The sequence below is a fragment of the Bifidobacterium longum subsp. infantis ATCC 15697 = JCM 1222 = DSM 20088 genome (assembly GCF_000269965.1).
GTDB lineage: Bacteria > Actinomycetota > Actinomycetes > Actinomycetales > Bifidobacteriaceae > Bifidobacterium > Bifidobacterium infantis.
Map to the genome: position 1 here is coordinate 757488 of NC_017219.1, position 23649 is coordinate 781136.

Below are 23649 nucleotides of genomic sequence, written 5' to 3' on the forward strand. Positions count from 1 at the left end.
CGGGACTTACAGGGGCTTGCTTTCTGGTGTTCGTACAAAGACGAATAATTCACTGAGCATTTCAAGTGCTCAACACATGCAAACGGCTTTATTACTGGTTCATATGTTTGTTACTCACTATCCGCAATATGCGTTTTGAATTCACATTCAGATTCCTTTGATGGCTGTACTCATTATGCCGCCTATCTTAGGTTTAAAGAAAGAGTGGTCGGAGTCCTCCGCTGCATTGGGTGCCAGTGCCTTGCAGACGCTGATGCGTGTGACCATTCCAGTTCTGACACCCGCGATAATTGGCACTATGTTGCTTCTGTTTGCCAATGCCTTTGCTGCCTATGCTACTGCCTATGCACTCAGCGGAGGGTCGGCGAATCTTATTGCCATTATGGTGGGCGTCTTCCTGACAGGCAACGTATTTGTGGATGAGAATTTTGGTGCTGCGCTCATTGTCGGAATGATTGCCATCATCCTCGTGGCCTTCATCATGCGTTCTGTGCTTGAAAGGAGAACTGCGAAATGGCTGCAGTGACTACTGATTCGAAGGCCGTCTCGTCAGTAAAGTCGGAATCGCGGATTGGTGCCGAGACGAACCACGATTCCGCTAGTGGTGCCAAATGTTTTGCGGGAAATGCGTTTTCCGACGTTCGACGGAACCATCCGAGGTATGTGGGGCAGACAATAGTATTAAGCGTTTGCGCGGTGTTTTTCCTGTTACCTCTTCTCGCTTCGCTTTGGTTCGGAATCCATTTGCCCGGCACCTTCATCACTTTTGATCCGTTGATGGAGATTGTTCACATGCCTGGTATTGGTGAGTCGATTGCTCTCAGCATTGGACTGGCCTTAATGACGTGTCTGCTTTCTTTGGTGCTTATGTTGCCAACTTTGTTAATTTTACATTTAAAAGCACCGCAGATGTTGCCTGTGGCGGAGGGCTTCTCCGTGTTGCCATACGTAGTGCCTGCCATTGCCTTAGTCAGTGCTGTGGGGCCTTTGTATCGCATCATCCTGCCTCAGGCGTTAAATAGTCCGCTGGGCTTAGTTCCTCTCTATATGGTGGTGATAATGCCATTCGTGTACCGTTCCCTTGATGCGGGCATTCGGGTTGTTGATGTGCGCACGCTTTGGGATGCGAGTTCATCATTGGGGGCAGGTGCGGTTACCACGTTGGTGCGTGCCATCCTGCCTAACCTTCGCAGTGCCATCATGTCGGCATCGTTGTTGGGATGCGCAATTGTTTTAGGTGAATTTGCTATTGCTCAGCTTTTGCTCAAGACTACATTTCCTGTGATTCTTTCGCAGGTTGGTACTGCGCATCCGCACTCGGCTGCAGCGTTGGCCTTCATCACGATTATGGTCACATGGATACTGCTTGGACTGCTGTCAATGGTTGGAGGAACTGGCAAACATAAAACCGCACAATACAGTAGTAAGGAAAACAAATGACGACAGTTGCTGTGAGTTCTTTACCACAGGGGACATCCGTCACGTTGCGTAATGTGACTAAATCCTTCGGGACTACGAAGGTGCTCAATGGACTTGACCTCAATATTCATTCCGGTGAGTTAGTCGCATTGCTGGGACCTTCGGGTTGCGGCAAGAGTACGTTGCTGCGCATAATCGCTGGTTTTGAAGCCGCAGATCAGGGTTCAGTGTTACTGGATGATGTTGATGTGAGCGGTGTGCCGACAAATCGTCGTGACATCGGACTGGTGTTTCAAGCCTACTCGCTGTTCCCCCATTTGAACGCGGTCGAAAACGTCATGTATGGGCTCAGCATACGACATGTGGCCAAGACAGAGGCGAAAAGCAGCGCCGTTGAGCTACTGGCTAGTGTGGGGTTGGCTGATTACGCAGATCGTTATCCAGCGCAGCTATCAGGCGGTCAGCAACAGCGCGTGGCGTTGGCTCGTGCTTTGGCCACTAAACCGCGAGTTTTATTGCTCGACGAGCCCTTGTCGGCTCTTGATGCCAAGGTGCGTGTGCAGTTGCGGGACGAAATCCGTGCTTTGCAATTAGAAACTCATACCACGACCATAATGGTTACGCATGATCAAGAGGAAGCTCTTGTGATGGCCGACCGGATTGCTGTTATGTACAACGGACGCTTCGAACAAGTTGGAACGCCTGCAGAAATCTATCATTCGCCTGCCACTGCGTTTGTAGCAGGGTTTGTCGGATCTATGAATGTGCTGCCTGGCGTGTTGTCGACCGATGGAACGGCACAGACGATTGGTTGTCGCGTGCCTGTACACGCAGCAGCCGGTGCGGCGACGTTGAACCCCGGTCCTGTTGATGTGTTCGTCAGGCCGGAGGAGCTGCGTTTGCAAATTGCCAATGATGACCTCAATGATCACGATGCTGTATTGGGAACGGTTACATCAACTGTATTGCGTGGCGCATTCACCAGTGTAATGGTTGCCATGGGTGACGGATTGCATCTTCGTGTAGATTTGCCGTCGAAGGACGCACAGCTGTTCACTCCGGGATGCTCGGTAATGGTGAGGATTGCCGACGAGCCTATGTTATGCACAGCGCGAAGAGTCGAGTGTGTTGCTTAATTCCGCCTCTACCGATAAAAATCGTCACAACGAATTACGGAATCCGCGGGATTCTGCGAAAGGACTTTCTATGCAACAAAGACTTCTCCTTATTGGTGTGGACGGAGTACGCCTTGACATTGTGCGTAAAGAAAATCACGCACCGAATATTAATCGGATTCTCAATAATGGATCTTCGGCTGAAATGACAATGGAAGTGCCTACTATATCAGGGCCGGGATGGTCATCGATACTTACGGGCACCACTCATGCTCAGCATGGGGTGCAGGACAACACCTTCCGTGGAAATCGTTTATACGAGTGCCCCGATTTTCTGACACGTGCGGCTGTTGCTCATCCGATGATGAAAACGGTTGCCGCTTCAAGTTGGCCCCCATTGGTGGATCCTGCAGGTCCTGGTCCGGTTATTGCAACACGCAACGATCAGATTATCTCTTGTCATCACCGTTTGGTGGTACGCGATGGTGAGACGTATGGGTACCGTCTTGCCGACAGTGAAATTGCACGGTTTGCGGTGATATCAATATGTAATGATCCCGCCGATGTCTCCTTCATCTATCTTGGTGAGGTGGATGAGGCTGGTCATTTGTATGGTGGTATTAGCGAGGAATACGAATCCGCGCTATCCCGTGTGGATGAGCATGTCGGTGAAATACTTGATGCAGTCGAACGTCGTTCGTCCAATTATCCGGACGAGGATTGGTTGGTGTGCATTACGACTGATCATGGACATCTTGACGAAGGTGGGCACGGCGGTGCCGATCCGGTACTACGGCGTTCCTTCTTTGGCGCATTGCGATTAGGAGCTCGCTCAAGTGATCAGTACTCGTTTGAGTCCATGCGTCCTGAACAGATTGCCGGATGGATGTTGCGACACCTTGACACACCGATTCGGTGAAAGACGGTATCGGTGACCTTATAGCGGCTGGACTTCCAGCCGCTATATTTGTTACGGTGTGTCTTGAGAAACGGGCCACTGTCTCTGTACTTCGCCTTACGATAAAGATGACCTAACTTATTCACGGGCACTACCGTCGCCCCACAGAAGTTGGCTGATGTCGTCCACGCGGCGCGTGGAGACGCCGGCCATGTACATCTCCATGAGCGCCTCCTCGACGCTTTCCTCACGTCGCCGGCAGCGCTCGATCACCTGGCTGCGGAACACCTCGCCCTTCAGCTTCGGGACCCGAAGGTTCAGCTTGCCGGCCTTGGCGGTCAGGTGGCGGTCGTAGTGGCCGGCGCGGAAGGCCTTCCTGTCGCCGCTTCTCTCGTATCTGGCGGCGTTGGCGATTTCGTCGACCTCCGCGTCAAGCATCAGGTCGATGGTTTGCTCGACCTTCTTGCGCACCATCCGGTCGAGCCTGGACTCGAACATGGCCTGATCGAACTGTATGATTTCCTTGGGCATGGTTCCCGGCCTCTTTCCATTCGCGGTTTTCATGTGTAAGCGACTGAAAATCGTACCAAAGCCGGGCCATGTCCTTTTCATCGGAACTCACAACCGAATCTGCGCAAGAAGACGGGCGTTATCAAGGTCGGCGCCTGGGTCTTTTTCTACGGACCTCCGCCACCTCCCGCATCAACGCGTTCTCCAACTCCAGCTCCTCGACCCTGCGACGCAAAGCCTCCGCGTCATCATCATCGGTTGCGGACGGCCGGCGACGGGGGTCCGCGGGCTTATTGCCCTGCGCGGCGTTCCCGTTTTGGGGCCGCAACGCGGCCATGCCGCCCTTGCGGTACGCCCTGACCCAGCCATGCACCGCGCCGACGCCCGCGCCGAGCCGTTCGGCGGCCTGTTTCTGCTGTATGCCGCCCAGCACCGGTTCGATCGCCTTCAGCCGTGTCTCCAGGGGGATGATGGGTTTGGCCATATGGCCAGCATACCGGGGATCCTTTGCCAGCCGGCGTTCCGGGCACTGCCTGGTCGGATAACCCAGGTGCTCCACCACCTGGGCCGTGGTCATCGGCGTGGTGAAATACAGGCCCACCGCACGCTCTCGTTCCTCAAGACTGAACATACGAAAAACCTTTCGCTCAGTCTCCAAGAAAACGTTCGCAGCCCCTTATCCCGCATTCGGCCTAACTTCTATTGAACAGACACACTTGCGATCGCATACCTGGCCATGACCTCCGTCTTGGTCATGCCGTTCTCGACGTGGTCGCGCGCGGCGGCGACCTTCGTCTCCCAGTCGTAGCGTCTGCCGCCGTTGCCTCCCATGACCGCCTCCTCGCCACCGGACCTGTACGTATGATCCATTTTTCCGCGGTCCGTCTGGGCATGGCAAGCCGTCTGGCGAGCGTGTCCCCGCCGGCTCCGGCCTTGATGGGTTCCAGCGCCTCGCGCCGGAACCCGTCGTCGTAGTGTTTCCTTCAATCCTCACGCATACGAAAGAACCGCACCTCCGATTATCGAATCTGAATTTCCTCAATCCAACAATCGGGGTGCGGTTCATTTTTTACCTACCACCTTCTTATATCAATCTTCAAGTGGAGAGGGAATCACTTCTTGACGGAAGAGGTCTCCGGCCACAGGGATTCATAAGGATGTCCGGTCAGTTCCTCGCAGACCAGACGCGCCTCATCGGACACATCCTTCTTATCTCCGCCATTTTCAAGACGCTCGATTTCGCTCTTCAGTACGGCGTGCGTATCGGCATCGAGGTAGATGTGCCTGGAGAGCCACAGAGCATACGCAATCAGCATCACGGTGCCCAAGAAGAAGATGAGCGTGATACTGAAACGTACCTGAGCTGGGGTGGTCTCGTAGTTCTTCATAGTCGCGGAGTTATAGCCTGTGAACTCCAGTAGAATGCCGGCGATCCAAGTGGCGATTGCTCCAGTGGACTTACGGAAGAAGGTCATCACGGATGCGTACAGACCGGCACGGTCGCCACGCGTCATGATGTAATCAACATCCGGCATGAACGGGAACAGGTTCCAAGGGGTGAATTCCAGCAGGGCTCGACCGCACTGGTAGACTAGCGAAGCGATGATGAAAATCCAGAACGGGTTGTGAATATTCAGCAGGTAGACCGCGATGTAGACTACCATTGCCGCGATGATGCTAATATAGCTCAGACGGAAAATGAACCTCGGGCCCTTCACCACCATGAGCTTCGTTGCGACGATGGTCACCGGAATACCGACGATGGATAGAGCTTGGAGCGTCCAAGGCCAGCTTTCTCCGGCACCGGTAATGCAGCACACAATGAAAGTCGGTAGCAAGGTGGAAAACAAATCTTTGCCGGTGAAGGACAACAGGTACACCGCAAGATGGGTGCGGAATGCCTTGTTATGGAAGGTCTCTGCGTATTCGTGAATGGAATTCTTGATGAAGTCGCTGATCTTCACCTTAGGCTGGTTTGTATGTTCCTCAATGAACTCGTCGGTAATTGGGCGTTCCCAGGTGCCGAAGGTGGAGATGGCGATGGCGATGACGAACAGGATGGTCCAAGCGATGCCTGCGACGAGGTATGCGTTGGGGTTGTTCGCCTGCTTAAGCACAGCAAGGATAATGAACACGATTGCAGTTCCGGTTGAGGAAATGACCATACGAGAACCGGACAGCACGGTACGTTCCTTGTAATCGCGAGTCATTTCCGTAGGCAGGCACTCCCACGGGACGATCAGCATGGCGATGATGATCTCCATCGCGACATAGACCGCAAGGTAGTACAGCCAGCTAGTGGACGAAATCCAGAATAGCGGGAACACACAGGTGAAGAGGATAAGACCTGTCACCAGGAAGAAATGACGGCGTCCGAACTTCTGTCCGAGCTTGGTCGTGTAGAAATTATCGGTGATGAGGCCAAGGAAAAGATTCCAGATGCAGTCCACGATACGGCCTGCTGCTGCGATGCTGCCAGCGATGACGGGATTGAAACCCTGAGCCAGTGTCAGGTAGGCGAAGATAACGCCGGAGACGATATTGTTCCAGCCGCCGCCCATCAAGTCGAGCATGCCGTAGTAAATTCCGCGTTTAATGTTAATTGGATGTGCCTTGTAAGGCCAATGTAAGGCGTTCGTTGCCATGTTTTTGTCTTTCTTTGTGTTGCACTACCGTTTTTCTCGTCATCTTTGTGAGTTTTAAACGGCTGTGCGGAAAAGGTAACAACCACAATGTATATAAGGATGTGAACGCGTGAAAAGAATTGCCTTTTTTTGCAATGAATGTCAGATTAGAACAATTTGGCATATTCTTTGTGACTGCAGGACTGTGCAGTGTAAATGCTATTTTTAACGGCTGAAATAGCTCAAGGGCAGACGACCGGTTGAATTGAGGTGAACGGGTTGAACGAAACTGCCTTCGAACGTAGATTCCGTCGTGCTGATATGAAGGATTTGCCAACCATACTGAGGAATCACGAGCATGCACGTGAATTGATGGCCGCCAATGGCAATCCGACGCAATGGGGGCACACGTTCCCACGTGGAGAAGTGGTTCGTAACGACATCGCAAAGCGGCGTACCCTTTCTTCGGCGGTGGCCAGCTCGCGCTGGTAGCCACCTATCTGGCCTTGTTCTGGACGCTTTTTGCGGAATGAACATCAGTATCGCGCAGGGAATCATCGGCACCAGCGCCATCATCAGCGCCATATCCGCGCTGATGTTCGGGGTGTTTGACGACAATCTATATCGATATCGGATAGGGCGTAGGTTCGGACGGCGTCATCTCATGTTGATGCTTATTGCGCCGTCGCTGCTCATCGGTGTATTGCTGTGGATTCCCGGATCGCCAGTGCCGCTGTACGCGTGCGTTTACGTGCTATGGGTGGTGCTGGCCTAGGCTTTTCAGGCGTGCTACAACCCGTTGCCTGGCGAAATGACGAAGGATTTCAGCCAGCGGACGAAGTTGTCGACCACCAGAATGTTCATTTCCACTTCTGCCACCACTTTCATACCACTCGCCGGAAGCTGGGCGTTGTCGATATACGGTGAGACCAAGGCGACCGCTTACATGGTAGTGGCCATAATCTCGACTTTGATGTTCTCCCGCGCCGTGGTGATTACCTGGAAACGCACGTGGGAGTTGACGCCCGATGAGGCCGGCTTTGGCGAATACGCCAACGGCACGGTGCATGAGTCACATCTTGGACTGCGCGGTTGGATTCGCCGCGTGGCGCATGTGATGCGTGAGTATGCCACGACGTTGCGCATCCGCGAATTCCGCAAGCATCTGACGATTTTCCTGTTGGTACAGACATCCTCTGATGTCTTCGGTCAAACGTTCCTGTTTTTTGTTTTGTATGACTGGAATAAAACGGCGGCCTTTGCGTCGCTGCTGTTGGGTTGTTCCATCGTATCGTTGCCGTTTATGCCGGCATTCGGCAAAGCGGTGGTGAGATTCGGCGTGCGAAAGCTTTATGCGTTCGGCCTTTGCCGGAATGCTGCTTGGCGTGGTTTGGCTGGCATTGGCATGGATTCTGACGGGTGTTCTGCCCGTTGCAGCATGGATGGCGCTGTCCGTTATCGCATCGTTGTGGTTCCTTGTATTCAAGGCGCTTGTCGGATACCTGCCATGGACGGTATTGGTGTTCATGCCGGATATCGATCAGATTGTTACGCGTCGGTATCGTTCGGCCACTTTTTCCAGTGTACAGTCTTCCCTCCGACAGCTTGGTTCGGGCATCGTCACCATCGGCGTTGGAATGGTTCTCGCCATGGTCGGATTCGATTCCTCCCTTCCCCAGCAGTCGTGGAAGGCGTCGATTGGTGTGGCTGTGGTTATGTTGGGCTTTTGCACTGTCTCGATGATCGTGTGCTGGATTGTGTCGTCACGTCTGATAATCAACCAACAGACCGATCTTGATGTTTTGCATGAGGTCGAACGTTTGCGTGCCGGGGGAGACAAGGCTGATGTTGATTCCTCTGTGCGGCGTACCGTGGAGCGGCTCACCGGTCTTCCATATGAGGAATGCTGGAAATAGCATGAGGAAATAAAAGCCGATGCAAAATCGCCTACGTCATTTCATATTCAGCATTTCGAAAACTATACTGCAGGAGATGCGTTTACCTAACAGGGGAGGGCAGTATGTCTAGGCGCAAAACATATCCCGGAATTGTCGATGTCGCACGTGAGGCGCAGGTGTCTCCTTCAACTGTTTCGCGGACTTTCTCCCGACCTGGTTACGTCAGCAAAGCCACTGCGAAACGAATTTTCGATGCCGCGAACCGTCTCGGATACCGGTCTAAGGAGATCGCGCCCGTCACGACCCTCGAGGTCAAGCATCATCTTATTCTGCTCATTGTCTCCGATATCAGCAATCCCGCGTTCGCGCAACTCATCCGCTGTATCCAGCATGAGTGCATGCGCGAGAACTACGGTCTGCTCATCGCCGACACGGAGGAGACCAAAATAAACGAGCGCGATAGTCTCCACGACTTCAACAATGTGGACGGCGTCGTGCTGGCGTCTTCCCGATTGAGTGACACCATGATTCGAAAATTCGCGCAACATCACAAAGTGGTCATGGTCAACCGCGAGGTGCGTGGCATACCATCCGTAATACCGGATTACTCGTCCAGCTTCGAATCCATGGTCGACCGTCTCATCGCGCTCGGCCATACCAGCATCACTTATCTCACCGGGCCGGAAGCCTCTTGGGCGGAAGGCATGCGCTGGCGCACGCTATTCGACGTGTGCAAAAGGAAGAACATGCCTTTGAAACGTCTTCCGGGCAAGTACCCGACTCTCCAAGCCGGTCAGGAGGCGTTCCGGAAGTTCATGAAGCAGCCCAGTTCCACTGCGATAATTACCTACAATGATCTGCAGGCAATGGGGTTCATCACCTCGGCGAGGCAGCACCACGTGGAAATCCCTGGGCGTTTTTCGGTGATCGGCATCGACGACACCCCGAATTGCACGCTTATTTCCCCCTCGCTCAGCAGCATACACATCGACCGTCGCGAGGCGGGAAAAACCGCGACCGCCATCTTGTTCGGTATGGTGAACGGCCGGAATCAATCGAACGCGGGCAAACAGGGCCTTTGGGAAATACCTACCAGCTTCATAGAACGGGATAGTATCGGCATTCCGCTTGCGGATTGTTAGCCCATAGCTTTCAATCTCGCCGGGGTCCGGTGCTGCCACGTGCGATGAAACGAGAGTCCAACATAATCGGTTTCAGCAATCGATGGAGGTTTCCTCCGCGCAGTCGACTGACCAATTCATCCACCGCCATTTTCCCTATCGTCGCACGATCGATATGAATCGTCGACAATGTCGGATTGACGATTCCGCTGATGGGAATGTCGTCGATTCCCACAACAGACACCTTTTCGGGGACTTCCATTCCGTATTCCTCCAGCGCGGCCATGAAGCCGACGGCCATGATGTCGTTATAGGCGATCACCGCAGATGTGGCATGTTGCGAGAATTGTGGGAGACAGGCGAATCCTCCGCTGTAGGTGGGAGCGGAACATGGTATGCAGTTCAAAGCGATATCATTCTGTCGGCATATGCTGACCAGCGTCTCCTTCCTGACCATATTCTGCCATGAATCCGTTGGCCCTGATAAATAGGTTAGGGACTCATGCCCCAGGGAGCGCAACTCATGGACGGCCTGTTCCAGACCCGTACGAGTATCCGCAATCACCGATTTGATGCCTTGTACCGCCCGGTTGATAAGCACCAAGGATTTTATCTTCGCCATCTTCTTGATATTCGCGTCGGACAATCGCGACGAGACGAGTATGACGCCGGCAACGTACGCCTCCATCAGACCCAACATAATACGTTCGATCGAGCTCATCTCTTGCGAGTCGATGATCATTATCGAATATCCGTACTTCCGACACTGCTGCTGGATGCTCTTCACGAATTCCGCGTATACCGGGTTTCCAACGTCGTTGATCACCACGGCGATCAATTTGCTGGACTCGTCATGCGCGTATGCAGAACCTTTGCGCGGCACATAGCCGATTTCCTCCGCCACACGGTATATGGTCCTCAATGTATCGGCGTTGACGCGCTCAGGATGAGAAAAGGCTCGAGACACCGTGGCAACGGATATCCGAGCGGCTTTGGACACATCGCTCAGGCTAACGCGATGATGTGCCGGAAACTTATCATCCACAATTTCCCTTCCGATGATTTATCCCTTCACTTCGGTAGGGGGCTGCGTGATTATCTCCAAGAAAACGTCCGCAGCCCCTTATCCATAAAAGAAAACCGCATCTCGATTATCATCCGAATTTCTTCAGTCCGATAATCGGGGTACGGTTAAAAGCGTCAGCTTTTTATTTCCCTTTTACATCAGGCCTGCTGCTCTTCCGGGCGGTTCTGCTCAGCCCACAGCTTGTGGAAGACGCCGGGCGTATCCACGCGACCATAGGTGTGAGCTCCGAAGAAGTCACGCTGTGCCTGGGTCAGTGCAGTAGGCAGACGCTTCGAACGCAGTCCGTCGTAGTACGCCAAGGAGCTGGAGAAGACAGGCGTCGGAATGCCTGCGTCGATGGCCGCCTTGATGACTCGACGCCAAGACTCCTGCGCGTCGGCAAGGAACTTGGCGAAGTACGGATCGAGCGCCAGTGCCGCAGGATGGCCGTTGGTGTAGGCGTCGGTAATGCGGTTGAGGAACTTCGCACGAATGATGCAGCCTCCACGCCAGATCTTGGCGACGGCTCCCAGGTCGATGTTCCAGCCATACTGCTTGGCGCCATCCTCGATCTCGTTGAGTCCCTGAGAATAGGCGATGATCTTGGAAGCGAGCAATGCGCGACGCACGTCTTCGATGAAGGTCGCCTGGTCCCCCACGGTGATGGCATTGTTGGGGCCTGCAGGCGCGCTGTCCTGCGCGGCTTGCCTCAGCTCAGGATGGCTCGACAGCGCACGCGCGAACACAGCCTCTCCGATGCCGGTGACAGGGGAACCGAACTCCAGTGCGGTCTGCACCGTCCACGTACCAGTGCCCTTCATACCTGCGCGATCGACGACGACATCGACGAACGGCTTGCCGGTACGCTCGTCCTTCTCATGAAGGATATCGGCGGTGATCTCAATCAGATAGGAATCAAGATCGCCCTTGTTCCAATCGGCGAACACATCGCCAATCGCCTCGGGGGAAAGTCCCAGACCGCGACGCAGAATGTCGTAGGCTTCGCCGATGACCTGCATGTCGGCGTATTCGATGCCGTTGTGCACCATCTTGACGAAATGTCCGGCGCCATCGGTGCCGATATGCGTGACGCAAGGCTCACCGTCGACCTTGGCAGCGATGGATTCAAGAATCGGACCAAGGGTCTTCCACGATTCGGCGGTGCCTCCCGGCATAAGGGAAGGACCGTTCAGAGCGCCTTCCTCGCCACCGGACACGCCGCAACCGACGAAGTGGAATCCAGCGGCGCGCACTTCCTTCTCACGCTTGATGGTGTCCTTGAAGTAGGAGTTTCCACCGTCGACGATGATGTCGCCAGGCTCGAAGGCCTCTTCGAGCTGCTTGATCACGGCATCGGTCGGAGCTCCGGCCTTGACCATGATGATGGCGGTACGAGGACGTTGCAGGGAAGCGGCGAATTCCTCCATGGTCTTAGCAGGAATGAAATTGCCTTCGGTGCCGTGCTCGGCCAGCAGCTTTTCAGTACGCGAGTAATGGCGATTGAACAGTGCCACGGTGTTGCCGTGGTGGGCGAGATTGCGGGCCAGGTTGCTGCCCATTGCAGCGAGACCGATAACGCCGATGTTAGCTTGTGCTGTCATGATTGTATCCCCTTGCTGTTGCCGTTCGTTCAAATGAATGATATTGCTGAGAGCCAATCCCAATTGACTCAATGCCTCGTGGCATAGCACCTCTGGAGGCAAGTTGGAAATGAGCCGTATGCCGTGCTCATCAGCCTCGAGAGGCTCCAAAGTGTCAATCTGCGATTGCAGAAGCTCGACGGGCATGAAATGCTCACGCTGCGTCATACGTTCGGCGATATCGGTTTTATCGAGATCAAGCTCGACGAAAACGACTTGTGCGTTCGCCTCTCGTAGGATGTCGCGATATGCGCGTTTCAACGCGGAACAAGTGACGATGGTGTTGGCTCCCTTGCCTGCCTGCTCGGTGATCCAATCGCGTAGGCTGCGAAGCCAGGGCCAACGGTCCTCATCGGTCAGTGGATGACCAGAGGCCATTTTGTCGATATTGGCTTGGGGATGGAAATCGTCGGCTTCGGCATATGGCCATCCCAATTCGTTTACGAGTTCCTGAGCCATGGTCGTTTTACCGGTGCCTGTCACACCCATGACGATCAGACTGACGGGTTCGGCATTGGAATCAAGCATGGATTCTCCTTGAATGGAAAGGGCGATCAGACCCGAATACGTTCCAATCGCCCGATAATGAATCGGTGGCTAAATCACCACTCGTGCATGGTGCCGTCAAGCAGGCGGTCAACGGGGAGCGGAGCCGGCTGGTACGGATACTTCGCCGCAAGCTTCTCGTCGAAGTCGACGCCCAGCCCAGGCTTGTTGCCCGGGTGCAGATATCCATCCTTGAAGGTGTACGAAGTGTGGAACACCTCGAGAGTCTCCTCGGAATGCTTCATGTACTCCTGGATGCCGAAGTTCGGAATCGCTAGGTCAAGGTGCAGGTTCGCAGCCATGCCGACCGGGGAAACGTCGGTCGGACCGTGGAAGCCAGACTTGACACCAAAGAGCTCGGCGAAGGCCATGAGCTTCTTCATGTGGGTCAGACCACCGGTGTGGGTGACGGCGGAACGCACGTAGTCGATGAGCTGTTCCTTGATCAGGGTGATGTAATCGCTCCACGAGTTGATAATCTCGCCGATGGCGATAGGCGTGGTGGTGTGCTCACGCACGATGCGCAGGAATTCTTGATTCTCCTCGGCCGGAGTGGAGTCTTCCATCCAGAACAGGTCGTACGGCTCGAGCGACTTGCCGAAGCGAGCTGCCTGAATCGGGCTCAGACGGTGGTGGGAATCGTGCAGCAGGATGAGGTCCTTGCCGTACTTGTTACGAACTTCCTCGAACACTCCCGGAAGCGTGTTGAGGTAGGTGCGTGCGTCCCAAACCTCTTCGACCGGCACCGTGGTACGGCGGGCAGGCTCGTAGTCGTAACGCAGGCCCTTCTCGCCGGCGCCCTGCTGGGAGTTAGCGGAACCGGCGACACCGTAGGTGGACGGAATGCCCGGCAGAGCGAACTGAATACGGGTGGCCTTGAAGCCCATGTCGCGGTACATGTCGATGGAATCGAACAGGCTCGGGAAGTCCACACCGGAAGCGTGGGCGTAGGTCAGAATGCCGGTGCGGGAAGCGCCGCCCAGCAGCTCGTAAACCGGGACGCCGGCCTTCTTGGCCTTGATGTCCCACAGTGCCACATCCACAGCGGAGATGGCGGCCATGGTCACCGGTCCACGCTTCCAGTAAGCACCCTTGTACAGGTACTGCCAGATGTCCTCGATGTTGTCCTCATTCTTGCCGATAAGGCTCGGAGCGATGGTCTCTAGGTACTTCGCGGCGACGAGCTCACGTCCGTTCAGCGTGGCGTCACCAAGTCCAACGACGCCGTCAGTAGTGGTGATGCGGAAAACGACGAAATTACGTCCCGGGCTGGTCACGAAGACTTCAGCTTTTTCGATTGCCATGGTTATTCCTTCCTGTTATGACGCGGCGCGTCCGCGTCATAATCCCCACCTACGGCGAGGAAGCTTATGCTATCGGTTATTTGATTATGTTTATGGTTGTGGTCACGCGGCTGTCGCCGAAGACAGCTCGTTGACGAGTTCGCTCACCTTGTTGGTGAAAGTGGCGTTGGCGCCAAGATCCTTGTCCAGGTAGGACACGGCTGGGGTGACGTCATCGTTGACGGCAAGTTTCCTCACCTCGTCGAGATTCACGTCCTTGGCCTCCGTGTTTCCAAATCGACGCAGGAACACGATCCATGCGGCGACAGCACGTGCCGGAGCCGTGATGTCGCGACCGTCCGCAAGCGCGTGCTTGGCGACAGGCACGATTCGTACCGGCAGCTTTTGCGAACCATCGGTGGCGATTTGGAAAAGGTGATGGTGAATGCGCGGATTGGAGAATCGCTCCAACAGCTTGGCACGGTAGTCGTCACTGGAGACGGACAGGTATGATCCGGCCAGATCCCACCATTCATTCACCCATGCCCGCAGCTGCGGGTCAGCGATGGCCTCGGCCACCGACTCATGACCGAACAGCGGGCCGACATAGGCGAGAGTGGAATGCGAACCATTGAGCATCCACAGTTTGCGCTGCTCGTAGGGTTCCACATCATCCGTGATAACGGCACCGGCCTTGTCCCATGCAGGACGTCCCTTCGGGAAGTCGCCTCGGATGACCCATTCGAGGAACGGTTCCGTGCGCACCGGCGCCACGTCGTACCATCCCTCGTCCTGTGCCACGGTCTGCAGTTCGGCGTCGGTGGTGGCCGGCGTGATGCGGTCGACCATCGAAGTGGCCCATGCCACGTTGTCGCGAGTCCATTCCAGCAAGGTGGGGTCCACGGCCTCAATGGCCTGCTCGACGACGCGACGGAACGCGGCTCCGTTGCCTGCGAGGTTGTCGCAGGGAAGGATAGTGATCGCTCCGGCGTTTGCCGCGCGACGCGCCTCCAGCCCGGCCACAATGCGTGCAGGCACGGTGGCAAGTTCGGACACGTTCACATCGTTACGCAGTTTGGCGAGGTCCTCCGACACGTCGGTGTCGTTGACATCTAGATCACCGTGGGCGTTCCTTTTGTATCCAGCTTCGGTAACCGTGGAGGTGACGATGGACACGTTCGGATCCGCGAAGTACTTGTGCAGTGCCGCCATGTCGCCGCCCTCATGCATCGATGAAATCGAAGAGATGACTTCGAACGAATCGCCTTCCGGTGCCGAGGTGATCAGCGTGTAGACGTTGTCCTGAGGGGCCAGCTTGTCGACCATTCGGCGAGAACGTCCGGTGAAACCGGCGATGCCCCACTGCGCGGTGTCCGGCGCATGTTCCGTGTACCAGGCTTGATGCGCCCTGGTGAAATTGCCGATACCAAGATGGATGATGCGCACCGGCGCTGCGGCGCGGCCGTGCTCTGCGCGGTTCAATCTGGGCAATGACGTGAAATCATGTGTATCAGTCATATTTACTCCTTGAAATCAATAAAAGGTCGTTCGAGTCAGAGCTTGAACACGTCAGAAGGCTGACCGTCCACGGAACGAATGGCGATCTGCTCGCCTTCCTCATAACTCAACCGGTGGTCGGCGACCAGACCGGAGATGTAACGTGCGGTCAGACGACGGTTCATGTCGTGGCGGGCGGGGATGGAGCACAGCGCACGGGTGTCATCGATGAATCCCGACAGCTTGGCGAAACCAGCGTACGGAACGACATCCTCGTAGTAGCGCAGAATCGGCTCAGGCGCATCCAGGAACCACCACGGGGCTCCGATGTACAGCGCCGGGTAGTATGCCGCCATTGGAGCGAGCTCGCGGGAGTATGCGGTCTCATCCATGGTGAATGCCACAAGGTGGAAATCAGGATTCTCGCCGTATTCGTTGAGCATGGGGCGCAGCCAGTGAGCCCAATCAGCCGGCATCGGGCAATCCGCTCCACAGTCCGGACCGTAGTTGACGAGCTGCTTGCGGTAGTGGTTGCGCATCACGCCGGGGTGCAAGGTCATTACCAGACCGTCGTCCTGCGCGAGCTTTGCCTGGTCGTTGAGCAGATGGGCGTGCAGCTTGCGTGCCTCATCGGAAGTCAGGCTGCCACTACGAGCCTTGGTGTACAAGCGAATCGCCACATCATCCGACAGGCGTGTGGTGTCGCCGGACCAATTGACTTCGTCAAGCGAAGGATCCACACCGTAATCGGCGGCGACTGCGCCATGCTGCTTGAAGAACAGACGACGACGGCGCATGGCCTCTACGAATCCTTCATAAGTGGCGGTGTTTACGCCAGCCGATTCACCCAGCTGGTCGCAGAGCTGAGCCCAATCCACACGATCGACCGCAAGGTAGCGATCCGGACGGAAACACGGTGCAAGACGCGCCGGGAAATTGGCGTCGGCGCGCACCTTATCGTGCAGGACCAGGTCATCGGTGGGGTCATCGGTGGTGGAGATGAAGCCGATGTTGAAACGCTTCACAAGCTTGCGGGTGGTGAAATCGTCGGAGGCAAGGAGCTCGTTGAGCTCATCGTAGATGCTGTCTGCGGTGTCTTCATTGAGTGGCTTGTTGATGCCGAACACATTGGACAGCGAATCCTCCATCCAGTAACGCATCGGCGTGCCAGCATAGGCATACCAGTACTTTCCAAGGAGGCGGAAGGCGTTGCGAGATTGTTCTTCGGTGAAGTTCTTCTGGCCCACACCCAGCTCGCTGAAAGGAACACTATGTCCGTGCATGATACGGGTCACGTAGTGATCAGGAGTGATGAATAGATCGGTGGGGTTCTTGAAATGCTTGTCTTCCGCGAACCAGTCGATAGGGACGTGTCCGTGAGGGGAGATGATGGGACGATCCTTGATTGCCTCGTACAGTCGACGTGCGATTAAACGTTGTTCCGGATCCGTTGGGAATAGGCGATCTTCATTGAGCGCGGATACCATTGTAACTACTCCTTAAAATAGAGGCTTATTCACAGATGCTGGATGATGGCTTTCGCCAATTCCTGATATTGCGATTCGTCGAGGTGGACGCGATCGGGGTTCATTGCGAACACCGTCTTCCACTCAAAGCCGTCCCGATACTTGGGGCACAGGTGGAAGTGCAGGTGGTGCCCGTCGTCTCCGTAGGCGCCGTAGTTGATTTTGTCCGGGTGGAAGGCCGCGTGCAAGGCTTTTGCCACATGGTTCACGTCATTCAGGAAAGCCTCACGTTCCTCATCGGATAGGTCCACGATTTCGGAAACATGATGTTTCGAGGCAACAATGACACGTCCCTTATGACTTTGTTCCTTGAACAGCACAAGCTTCGAAGCTGGCAGTTCGGCAATTATGATGCCGAACGCGTCCAAGGCCTCGCCTTCATCGCAGTAGGCGCAAAGTTGTTTCTCTGGCTCTGGCATATCTCGTCCTTTGAGAGTTGCTGCAACGATGTGGCTGTTGGCCACATTGCTGTGTTCGTTTGCAAGTTCTTTTTCAATATATGCGTGGGTCGGAGTGATCAGTGCCGTTTTGCATTTATTTGCTCGAGTTCTAAATAGGGTCTATAGGAACTTTTGTGGTGCTTATGATCGAGGTCCGGCCTTGTACGAGTAGGCGTGTCGGCATGCCTTTTTCCCGCGTGGAAAATGATGCACTCCCGGTGGTGGGCTGGATGGTGTGAGAACGCCATCCAGCAAAGCGAAGAAATGCCCGGTATGCGGGCGTGCGATGAAGAAGAACGGACAGACCGGCAAGGGCACGCAACGATGGAGATGCCGGGCCTGCCGGCTGAGCTCGACGATGGTGGATTGGCTACAATGTATTAGACAGTCCTATGGGGGACGATTGACATGAGGTTGGAGGCCGACGATGGCCGACCCGAAGCATCCCCGCCACTACGAGGAGTCGTTCAAGCGGCAGATCGTGCAGCTTTACGAGAACGGCAAGCCGGCGCGCGAGATCAAGGACGAGTACGACATCTCGCATTCCACGCTGCACCGTTGGGTCCAGGGCATCCGCAACGGCGGCTCCACCCGGGCCGCGGACAACCGCACGCCTGAGCGGAACGAGCCGGTCGAGCTGCGCAAGCGCAACAGACAGTTGGAGATGGAGGTGGACGTTTCAGAACAAGCGGCGCCGGTATTCGCACGAAAGTAGCAGTGATACGGGCCAACGGCCGCCCGCTGCCCGGTATCGGCGCGATGCGGGATGCTGAGCGTTCCCCGCTCCACCTACTACTGGATGACCGAACATCCCGAAGCCGAGCGGGTGGATCCGATCGCCGGCGACGTGCACGCGGTCCGGTGCGACAGCCATGAGCGTTACGGCGCCAGGAAGATCAAGGCCGCGCCTGGAGCGGAGGGGCGTCATCACCTCCAGAAGGCGCATCGTCGACATCATGAAACGGCGGGGCATGACGAGCGCGTACGCGCGCAGAACGTTCAAACCACACAGGACGCGGGTTAACGAGGCCAGGCTCGCGAACATCATCGACCGCGAGTTCGACGGCTACGAGCCGCGCACCCGCCTGGCCAGTGACCTGACGTACGTGCGCGTCGGCGGCAAGTGGGCGTACGCGTGCCTGCTGTCCGGCCTGGCGAACAGGAGCATCGCCGGCCACAGCGCCGACACGGGCCGCACCGCCGACCTGGTCATGGCCGCGTTCGCCACGCTCGGCTTCCCCCTGACCGAGGTGGAGATGTTCCACACGGACCGGGGCGGCGGGTTCGACAACGCGAAAATCGTCGGGCTGCTCGATGTGTTCGACATCGGAGGATCGCCGTCGCGCAGGGGCGACCCGTACGACAACGCCGTGGTCGAATCCACCAACAGGCTCCTGAAGAAGGAGCTCATATACCGGAACCACTACACCAGCCTGGAACAACTACGCTCCGACCTCAACGACTATGTGTGGTGGTCCGACGACCAAAGACTCCACTCCACCCTCGGATACCGGAGTCCGAAGGAATTCACCGAACAGGGACTCGTCCTCTAAGAACCTGTCCAACACACCGTTGCCAATCCAGAATGCCTGTGCCACGGGCTGCTTTCGGTGTTCGGACATGTCGGCGGGATGCCGCCCGTGCTCGTGCTCGACAACGCCACCGGTGCGGGTCACCGTGACGCGAAAGGCCATGTGACGCTCGCCACGGTGTTCGACGCGTTCCTTTCCCGCCACAGGATCGAGGCCAGGTTCCGCAACCCGTATTCCGGCAACGAGAAGGGCGACGTGGAGAACGCGGTCGGGTTCCCGCGCCGCGACCTCATGGTCCCGCCCCTGGAGGCCGAGTCCCACGGGCAACCCGCCCGCGTCATGCTCGGACGCCGCGACGAACCGGCCCGGAGCCGATCCATTACAAGCTGATGGACGTGCCCGTCATGGAATGCTTCGACGAGGACCGGAAGGCGTTGACGCCCCTGCCGTCCACGCGTTTCGACCCGATCCGGTGGGAAAGCGGGAAGGCAGGCAAATACGGTCGCATCGGCATCGACCCCAACCGGTACCTCGCCGGCGGCGAGTGGCATGGCAGGCGACTCCCGGCCGCGGTCAGGCGGGACAGCGTGCGGATCGCCGACCCCAAGTCGGGCGAAGTGGTCGCCGAATACCCCAGGCAGTACGGCAGGACTGCCGGCACGCTGCAGGATCCCGCGCTGGTGATGCCGATGCTCGCCGCCCGCCCGGGCTCATGGAGGGAGACGCCGATACGCCCGGATTTCCCCGAGGACGTGCGCGAATGGCTCGACCAGGCCGGCAGGCAACGGTTGCGCGACAGTCTCAGGGCCATCGCCCAGGCCGCGGAAGCGGCGGGCTTCGACAACGCCATGCTCGCCGCGTCCGACTCGATCGGGTTGCGGCCCGATGCCAGGCCCGCGGACACGGACCTGGTGTCGCTCGCCCTGCGCCACCGGGACGGCGACTGGGACGAGGCAAGCGACCAGGGTCCTGACCTGACCGGCCACGACCGGTTCATCACCGGGACCGGGCCGGAAGGCAAGGAGGAGACGCGATGAGCAGGAGACCTGATCCCAGGATCCCCGAGACCAGGCGCCGCCGGGCCGGCACCATCGCCAAAAGCGAACGCGTCATGGCCATGAGCCGGCACCTGACCCTCACGCGCGGCGTCCTGGCCGACCACCTCGCCCAAGCCACGCCCGCCCAACTCGACTTCATCGAGTCCTGGTTCGAGGCCGAGCCCGCCAGCCGGGAGCAATCCAAACGCGCGCGGCTGCTCAAGGCGGCCGGGTTCCCCAACGCGAAGGGTCTTGACGGCTACGACTGGTCGGACCTCAGGATGCCGCCGGACTGGGGGCGCGTCCAGCTCGAGAGCCTGGAGTTCGTCGGCAAAAGCGAGGACCTCGTGCCCTACGGTCCGGTCGGCACCGGCAAAAGCCACCTCGCCGTCGCCCCGGGAAGGCTCGCATGCATGAACGCCATGCCCGTCAGGTTCTTCACCGCCTCCGGCCTGCTCATGCGCCTGAGGCGCGCGAAACAGGAGAACCGGCTCGACGGGGAACTCGCGGCCATCGGCAAAGCCAGGCTCCTGATCATCGACGAATTCGGCCACATGCCCGTCGACGAGGAAGGCAGCAGGCTCCTGTTCCAGGCCGTATCCGACTCATACGAGACCAGGAGCATCATCTACACCACGAACATCGAATTCAGCGGATGGGGCCGCGTGCTCGGCGACAAGAACATGGCCGCCGCGCTCATCGACCGCACCGTCCACCACGGACGCATGATCAGGTTCGAGGGCGAATCCTACAGACGGACCCACGCCCTCATGCAATAACAAAACAACCAAAACCAGACGAAACCAGCCGACGGTAACCCGGTAAAAAATTGACCGGTAACCCGGACAGCCACCCACGGTAAAACGGCACACCAGCGCTTGACAAAACACAATATATGAAAACCGGTGATGCCGACCCATTTCAGGTCGGCATCACCGGTTTCCATAAAACGCCGTATTCGTGAAAGTCATTCAAAAATACAAGCCGAATTCCTGATCTGCCGATGACGGCAATCAAGGATAATCACCTGAGATCAGGCGGCCTTTTTGCGGCCGCGGCGCTTCATGGTGCCGGCGGTGGCGTTGGCCACGTCGAAGATCACGGTCTTGCTTTCGGGGTAGGCGGTACCGTTGACGGACTGGTAGGCGATTTCGCCTTCCGGTGCCTCGGGCAGAGTGAGGTATGCCTTCACTGCTTCAATGAGCGTGGCTTCCTTGACGCTTACCGAAGCGGCCTGCTTGCCTTCGGGCTTGCTGAACTTGATGGCGTTGCCGGCCTTGGCGGTGGTCGGGGTCACGGCGATCTGCCTGGTCTTGTCGTTGATCAGCACCTTGACGTACGCCGGGAATCCGAGCGCTTCAGCGGTGGCTTTGTTGAAACGAATGGCGGAATCGGTGACGGTCAGAACGGTCTTGCCCACCGGCTTGACCAGCTGAACCTCTTCGAATCCCTGAAGCAATGAAGCCATAATTGCTCTCCTTATTGCATTGGTCACGTGTCTTTTTACGTCGCTAATTGTAGCCAGCTAATTCCGTATTATACAAATCCATGCATGCATGATTGCATAATTGAAGAACATTTGACCTGCGTATTGCGCTCCTCGAATAGCGCTGATTCAGCCAATGCCAAGGAAAAGGGGAAACGGGAACCCGCGATATCAGCCGTATTGAACATAGAAGTATGCAATTTCAGCATCGCGATGGCTGACCGGTCTTTTTGCCGGCTCTATTTGCCGCTCTGCAAGCCAATTCCTCGGTCGGCAAGCTTGGCTCGGGTGTAGTATTCGGCCATCACGGAACGGCATTGATTGCCGGTGCATACATACATGATCTGCATAACGACGTCCCTTCTCAAGTGTTGCGAGCATTCCCTCGTATATTCCAGTGAGCATTCCTCGTGAATATGCGTGCGTTATGTACCGTAGCAATAACATGGAAAAACCGGGAATCATCGACTCCCGGTTCAGTGGTATTCGCGAACTATGCTTCAGCGTCTACCGTCCATTATGTCAGTCACGTCAGCGACGAGTGGTGCTCTTGCGGGCGGCGAACAGGGCGATGCCCGCGGCGGCAAGCAACGCAATGGCCACACCGTACGGTGCGATGGCCACACCGGTGTCGGCGGTGGTGGTAGTCGTGGTACCGGACTGGTCACCGGTTCCGGTTGCCGGAACCTGAATGGTGGCGGTCTTGGTACCGGATACAGCGCCAACAGCCGTGACCGCGATGGTCTTGCCGGCCTGGCTGGCCTTGAACGTGTACAGCAAAGTCAAGGAACCATCTGCCTTGGCAGTGAACGTCTTGGATACTGCAGCGATCTGCTGGACGTCGGCGACGATGGCACCATCGTAGTGCACGGTGACGGATTCGTTCGGTTGGAATGTGCCTGCAGGGAACGTCACGGTAGCGGTGGTGCCGCTGTAAGTGGACCATTATCTGACGCACGGGCGGCGGGCGAGCCGCACGATGCGCCGGTTGGGGTATCCGAGCAAGGCGCTGCCGGCCGCGTGGATCGACGAGCTCGCGCCCGGCGAACGCCGTGTCAGGCGCGGCCCGGTCCCCGACGGGCCCAAACGCGAGGCCGTGCTCAGGGTCGCGTCCGGCGAGATGACGTCGCGGCAGGCGGCCGCCGGTCTGGGAGTGGATTCCTCGGTCGTGAGAAACCGGAGACGGCAACTGCTAGGCGAGAGGAAAGGGACCGCGGTGGCGAAGGACGAACCAGAACGCGAGGCCGGCGCGCCGCAGACGGATCCGGACGTCCTACGCGGCGAGATCGCCGCGTAGGACGCCGACCTGGAGCGGTTGCGCGCCGAATGCCGGGCGATGGAGATCAGGCTGGCGATCATGAAGGGGTCGGCGGAGCTGGTGGGAAAAGAGCCGGGCGCAGACCCGGACAACCTGACAAGCCGGGAAAAGACGATCCCGGTCAAAAAGGCCGGTGAGGAGCCGCACGTCAATGCCGAGAGCCTGCTGGCCGAGGTCGGCATCGCGCGCAGCACGTACCACTGCCGGCTCGGAACGAAGATAAAACGTTGCTGAAGCACCACAGAGGTTCCTATAGCCCCCCGTCTAAGCACTGCAACAAAAAGACCCCGACCATCTCGGTCGGGGTCTTTGTCGTCAGTAATGCTCGAAGTAATCGCTACGAGCAGAAGGTCACTCGGTGACGGCCTTCTTCAGCAGGGAGCCGGCGGAGATGCGAACGCCGTAGGAAGCCGGAATGTCAATCTGCTCGCCAGTACGCGGGTTGCGGCCAGTGCGAGCGGCGCGCTTGACGCGCTCAGCGGAGAACAGGCCGGTGAGCTTCAGGCCTTCGCCGGACTTCATAGCCTCGACGAACACATCCTGGAAGGCGTTAACAGCAGCCTCGGCCTGAGCCTTGGTCAGGTTGGACTTCTGGGCGATCTTCGAGACGAGATCAGACTTGTTGTATGCCATAAAGCATCCTTCTTGGGTCAGGGGGCGAGCACTTTTGCTTCGTCCACGTTTTCATCAATG

26 protein-coding genes and 5 pseudogenes are annotated in these 23649 nt (G+C 56.9%); 16 read left to right on the plus strand and 15 right to left on the minus strand.

The genetic code is table 11. The features are described from left to right. Nucleotides 1-160 precede the first annotated feature (160 nt). The 4 genes from BLIJ_RS03325 (at nt 161) to BLIJ_RS13420 (ending at nt 3453) form a co-directional block, all read left to right on the plus strand. Nucleotides 161-526: an ABC transporter permease subunit gene (locus BLIJ_RS03325; RefSeq protein ID WP_012577052.1), complete on the plus strand. Its 366-nt coding sequence runs from the start codon at nt 161-163 to the stop codon at nt 524-526. After that, nucleotides 514-1440 (plus strand): ABC transporter permease, encoded by a 927-nt coding sequence (locus BLIJ_RS03330; protein ID WP_012577053.1) that lies wholly within the window; start codon nt 514-516, stop codon nt 1438-1440. The genes BLIJ_RS03325 and BLIJ_RS03330 overlap by 13 nt, the downstream gene beginning before the upstream one ends. Continuing rightward, nucleotides 1437-2555, plus strand: a complete 1119-nt coding sequence (locus tag BLIJ_RS03335) for an ABC transporter ATP-binding protein (RefSeq protein ID WP_012577054.1) — start codon at nt 1437-1439, stop codon at nt 2553-2555. Before BLIJ_RS03330 ends, BLIJ_RS03335 begins: the two co-directional genes overlap by 4 nt. Nucleotides 2556-2625: 70 nt before the next feature. Then, nucleotides 2626-3453 (plus strand): alkaline phosphatase family protein, encoded by an 828-nt coding sequence (locus tag BLIJ_RS13420; RefSeq protein WP_012577055.1) that lies wholly within the window; start codon nt 2626-2628, stop codon nt 3451-3453. A 135-nt stretch (nt 3454-3588) separates the two neighbouring features. On the opposite strand, the pseudogene BLIJ_RS03340 reads toward BLIJ_RS13420, so the two are convergent. From BLIJ_RS03340 to BLIJ_RS03355, 4 genes and pseudogenes are all read right to left on the minus strand, one after another. Then, nucleotides 3589-3963 (minus strand): annotated as a pseudogene (locus BLIJ_RS03340) (transposase); the annotation flags it as partial. 121 nt (nt 3964-4084) lie between these two features. Further along, a complete protein-coding gene (locus tag BLIJ_RS03345) occupies nt 4085-4573 on the minus strand; it encodes a helix-turn-helix domain-containing protein (RefSeq protein ID WP_012577057.1) in 489 nt (162 codons plus the stop codon). A gap of 86 nt (nt 4574-4659) precedes the next feature. Beyond that, nucleotides 4660-4889, minus strand: a pseudogene (locus tag BLIJ_RS15355) (IS3 family transposase); the annotation flags it as partial. 165 nt (nt 4890-5054) lie between these two features. Next, the gene (locus BLIJ_RS03355; RefSeq protein ID WP_014484664.1) at nt 5055-6515 is read right to left on the minus strand and encodes an MFS transporter; all 1461 of its coding nucleotides are present in this window, start codon (nt 6513-6515) and stop codon (nt 5055-5057) included. A 580-nt stretch (nt 6516-7095) separates the two neighbouring features. Here BLIJ_RS03355 and BLIJ_RS13005 point away from each other — a divergent pair. From BLIJ_RS13005 to BLIJ_RS03365, 3 genes and pseudogenes are all read left to right on the plus strand, one after another. Continuing rightward, entirely contained in the window at nt 7096-7341 is a 246-nt protein-coding gene (locus tag BLIJ_RS13005; protein WP_014484666.1) for a hypothetical protein, read from the plus strand. A gap of 15 nt (nt 7342-7356) precedes the next feature. Then, nucleotides 7357-8364, plus strand: a pseudogene (locus BLIJ_RS13430) (MFS transporter); the annotation flags it as partial. A gap of 222 nt (nt 8365-8586) precedes the next feature. Further along, nucleotides 8587-9606, plus strand: a complete 1020-nt coding sequence (locus tag BLIJ_RS03365) for a LacI family DNA-binding transcriptional regulator (RefSeq protein WP_012577061.1) — start codon at nt 8587-8589, stop codon at nt 9604-9606. Between the two features lie 10 nt (nt 9607-9616). On the opposite strand, the gene BLIJ_RS03370 is transcribed toward BLIJ_RS03365, so the two are convergent. From BLIJ_RS03370 to BLIJ_RS03400, 7 genes and pseudogenes are all read right to left on the minus strand, one after another. Next, nucleotides 9617-10630, minus strand: a complete 1014-nt coding sequence (locus tag BLIJ_RS03370; RefSeq protein ID WP_012577062.1) for a LacI family DNA-binding transcriptional regulator — start codon at nt 10628-10630, stop codon at nt 9617-9619. Between the two features lie 179 nt (nt 10631-10809). After that, nucleotides 10810-12255, minus strand: coding sequence for an NADP-dependent phosphogluconate dehydrogenase (gene gnd / locus BLIJ_RS03375; protein WP_197535190.1), 1446 nt, complete (start codon nt 12253-12255; stop codon nt 10810-10812). Nucleotides 12256-12339: 84 nt separating this feature from the next. Further along, nucleotides 12340-12819, minus strand: a pseudogene (locus BLIJ_RS14825) (gluconokinase); the annotation flags it as partial. Nucleotides 12820-12893: 74 nt separating this feature from the next. Then, nucleotides 12894-14141, minus strand: a complete 1248-nt coding sequence (gene manD / locus BLIJ_RS03385; protein ID WP_012577064.1) for a D-mannonate dehydratase ManD — start codon at nt 14139-14141, stop codon at nt 12894-12896. 102 nt (nt 14142-14243) lie between these two features. Further along, the gene (locus BLIJ_RS03390) at nt 14244-15638 is read right to left on the minus strand and encodes a mannitol dehydrogenase family protein (RefSeq protein WP_012577065.1); all 1395 of its coding nucleotides are present in this window, start codon (nt 15636-15638) and stop codon (nt 14244-14246) included. Nucleotides 15639-15673: 35 nt separating this feature from the next. Continuing rightward, a complete protein-coding gene (gene uxaC / locus BLIJ_RS03395; protein ID WP_012577066.1) occupies nt 15674-17104 on the minus strand; it encodes a glucuronate isomerase in 1431 nt (476 codons plus the stop codon). Nucleotides 17105-17133: 29 nt separating this feature from the next. Beyond that, on the minus strand, nt 17134-17607 hold the full coding sequence (locus BLIJ_RS03400) for an HIT family protein (protein ID WP_227485082.1): 474 nt from the start codon (nt 17605-17607) through the stop codon (nt 17134-17136). Between the two features lie 211 nt (nt 17608-17818). Between BLIJ_RS03400 and BLIJ_RS14195 the strand changes: the two are divergent. The 7 genes and pseudogenes from BLIJ_RS14195 to istB form a co-directional block, all read left to right on the plus strand. Beyond that, nucleotides 17819-17944, plus strand: a pseudogene (locus BLIJ_RS14195) (transposase-like zinc-binding domain-containing protein); the annotation flags it as partial. 66 nt (nt 17945-18010) lie between these two features. Continuing rightward, entirely contained in the window at nt 18011-18298 is a 288-nt protein-coding gene (locus BLIJ_RS14940; protein ID WP_012577068.1) for a transposase, read from the plus strand. Nucleotides 18299-18349: 51 nt separating this feature from the next. Continuing rightward, complete coding sequence (locus BLIJ_RS14945) at nt 18350-18607, plus strand: hypothetical protein (RefSeq protein ID WP_231837861.1); 258 nt, start codon at nt 18350-18352, stop codon at nt 18605-18607. Then, the gene (locus BLIJ_RS14950; RefSeq protein ID WP_014484670.1) at nt 18555-19136 is read left to right on the plus strand and encodes an integrase core domain-containing protein; all 582 of its coding nucleotides are present in this window, start codon (nt 18555-18557) and stop codon (nt 19134-19136) included. Before BLIJ_RS14945 ends, BLIJ_RS14950 begins: the two co-directional genes overlap by 53 nt. Before the next feature lie 57 nt (nt 19137-19193). Beyond that, nucleotides 19194-19505, plus strand: coding sequence for a hypothetical protein (locus BLIJ_RS14830; RefSeq protein ID WP_179106685.1), 312 nt, complete (start codon nt 19194-19196; stop codon nt 19503-19505). Between the two features lie 14 nt (nt 19506-19519). Continuing rightward, complete coding sequence (locus BLIJ_RS14835; RefSeq protein ID WP_014484672.1) at nt 19520-20152, plus strand: Mu transposase domain-containing protein; 633 nt, start codon at nt 19520-19522, stop codon at nt 20150-20152. After that, entirely contained in the window at nt 20149-20931 is a 783-nt protein-coding gene (gene istB / locus BLIJ_RS03425; RefSeq protein ID WP_012577071.1) for an IS21-like element helper ATPase IstB, read from the plus strand. Before BLIJ_RS14835 ends, istB begins: the two co-directional genes overlap by 4 nt. A 254-nt stretch (nt 20932-21185) precedes the next feature. Here istB and BLIJ_RS03430 read toward each other — a convergent pair whose 3' ends face one another. The 3 genes from BLIJ_RS03430 to BLIJ_RS03435 all read right to left on the minus strand — a co-directional run bounded on the left by BLIJ_RS03430 (nt 21186) and on the right by BLIJ_RS03435 (nt 22553). After that, on the minus strand, nt 21186-21620 hold the full coding sequence (locus BLIJ_RS03430; RefSeq protein ID WP_012577072.1) for a hypothetical protein: 435 nt from the start codon (nt 21618-21620) through the stop codon (nt 21186-21188). Between the two features lie 257 nt (nt 21621-21877). Next, nucleotides 21878-21988: an arsenate reductase/protein-tyrosine-phosphatase family protein gene (locus tag BLIJ_RS13440; protein WP_227485085.1), complete on the minus strand. Its 111-nt coding sequence runs from the start codon at nt 21986-21988 to the stop codon at nt 21878-21880. A 181-nt stretch (nt 21989-22169) separates the two neighbouring features. Further along, entirely contained in the window at nt 22170-22553 is a 384-nt protein-coding gene (locus BLIJ_RS03435; protein ID WP_012577073.1) for a hypothetical protein, read from the minus strand. A gap of 22 nt (nt 22554-22575) precedes the next feature. Here BLIJ_RS03435 and BLIJ_RS14955 point away from each other — a divergent pair, with 22 nt between their 5' ends. Next, the gene (locus tag BLIJ_RS14955; protein ID WP_014484675.1) at nt 22576-22935 is read left to right on the plus strand and encodes a hypothetical protein; all 360 of its coding nucleotides are present in this window, start codon (nt 22576-22578) and stop codon (nt 22933-22935) included. Between the two features lie 39 nt (nt 22936-22974). Then, nucleotides 22975-23190 carry a hypothetical protein gene (locus BLIJ_RS14960; protein ID WP_049756433.1) on the plus strand — a complete coding sequence of 72 codons (216 nt, stop codon included), beginning with the start codon at nt 22975-22977 and terminating at the stop codon, nt 23188-23190. A 117-nt stretch (nt 23191-23307) separates the two neighbouring features. Here the strand turns inward: BLIJ_RS14960 and BLIJ_RS03445 are convergent, their stop codons facing one another. Beyond that, on the minus strand, nt 23308-23589 hold the full coding sequence (locus tag BLIJ_RS03445) for an HU family DNA-binding protein (RefSeq protein WP_007053170.1): 282 nt from the start codon (nt 23587-23589) through the stop codon (nt 23308-23310). Nucleotides 23590-23649 lie beyond the last annotated feature (60 nt).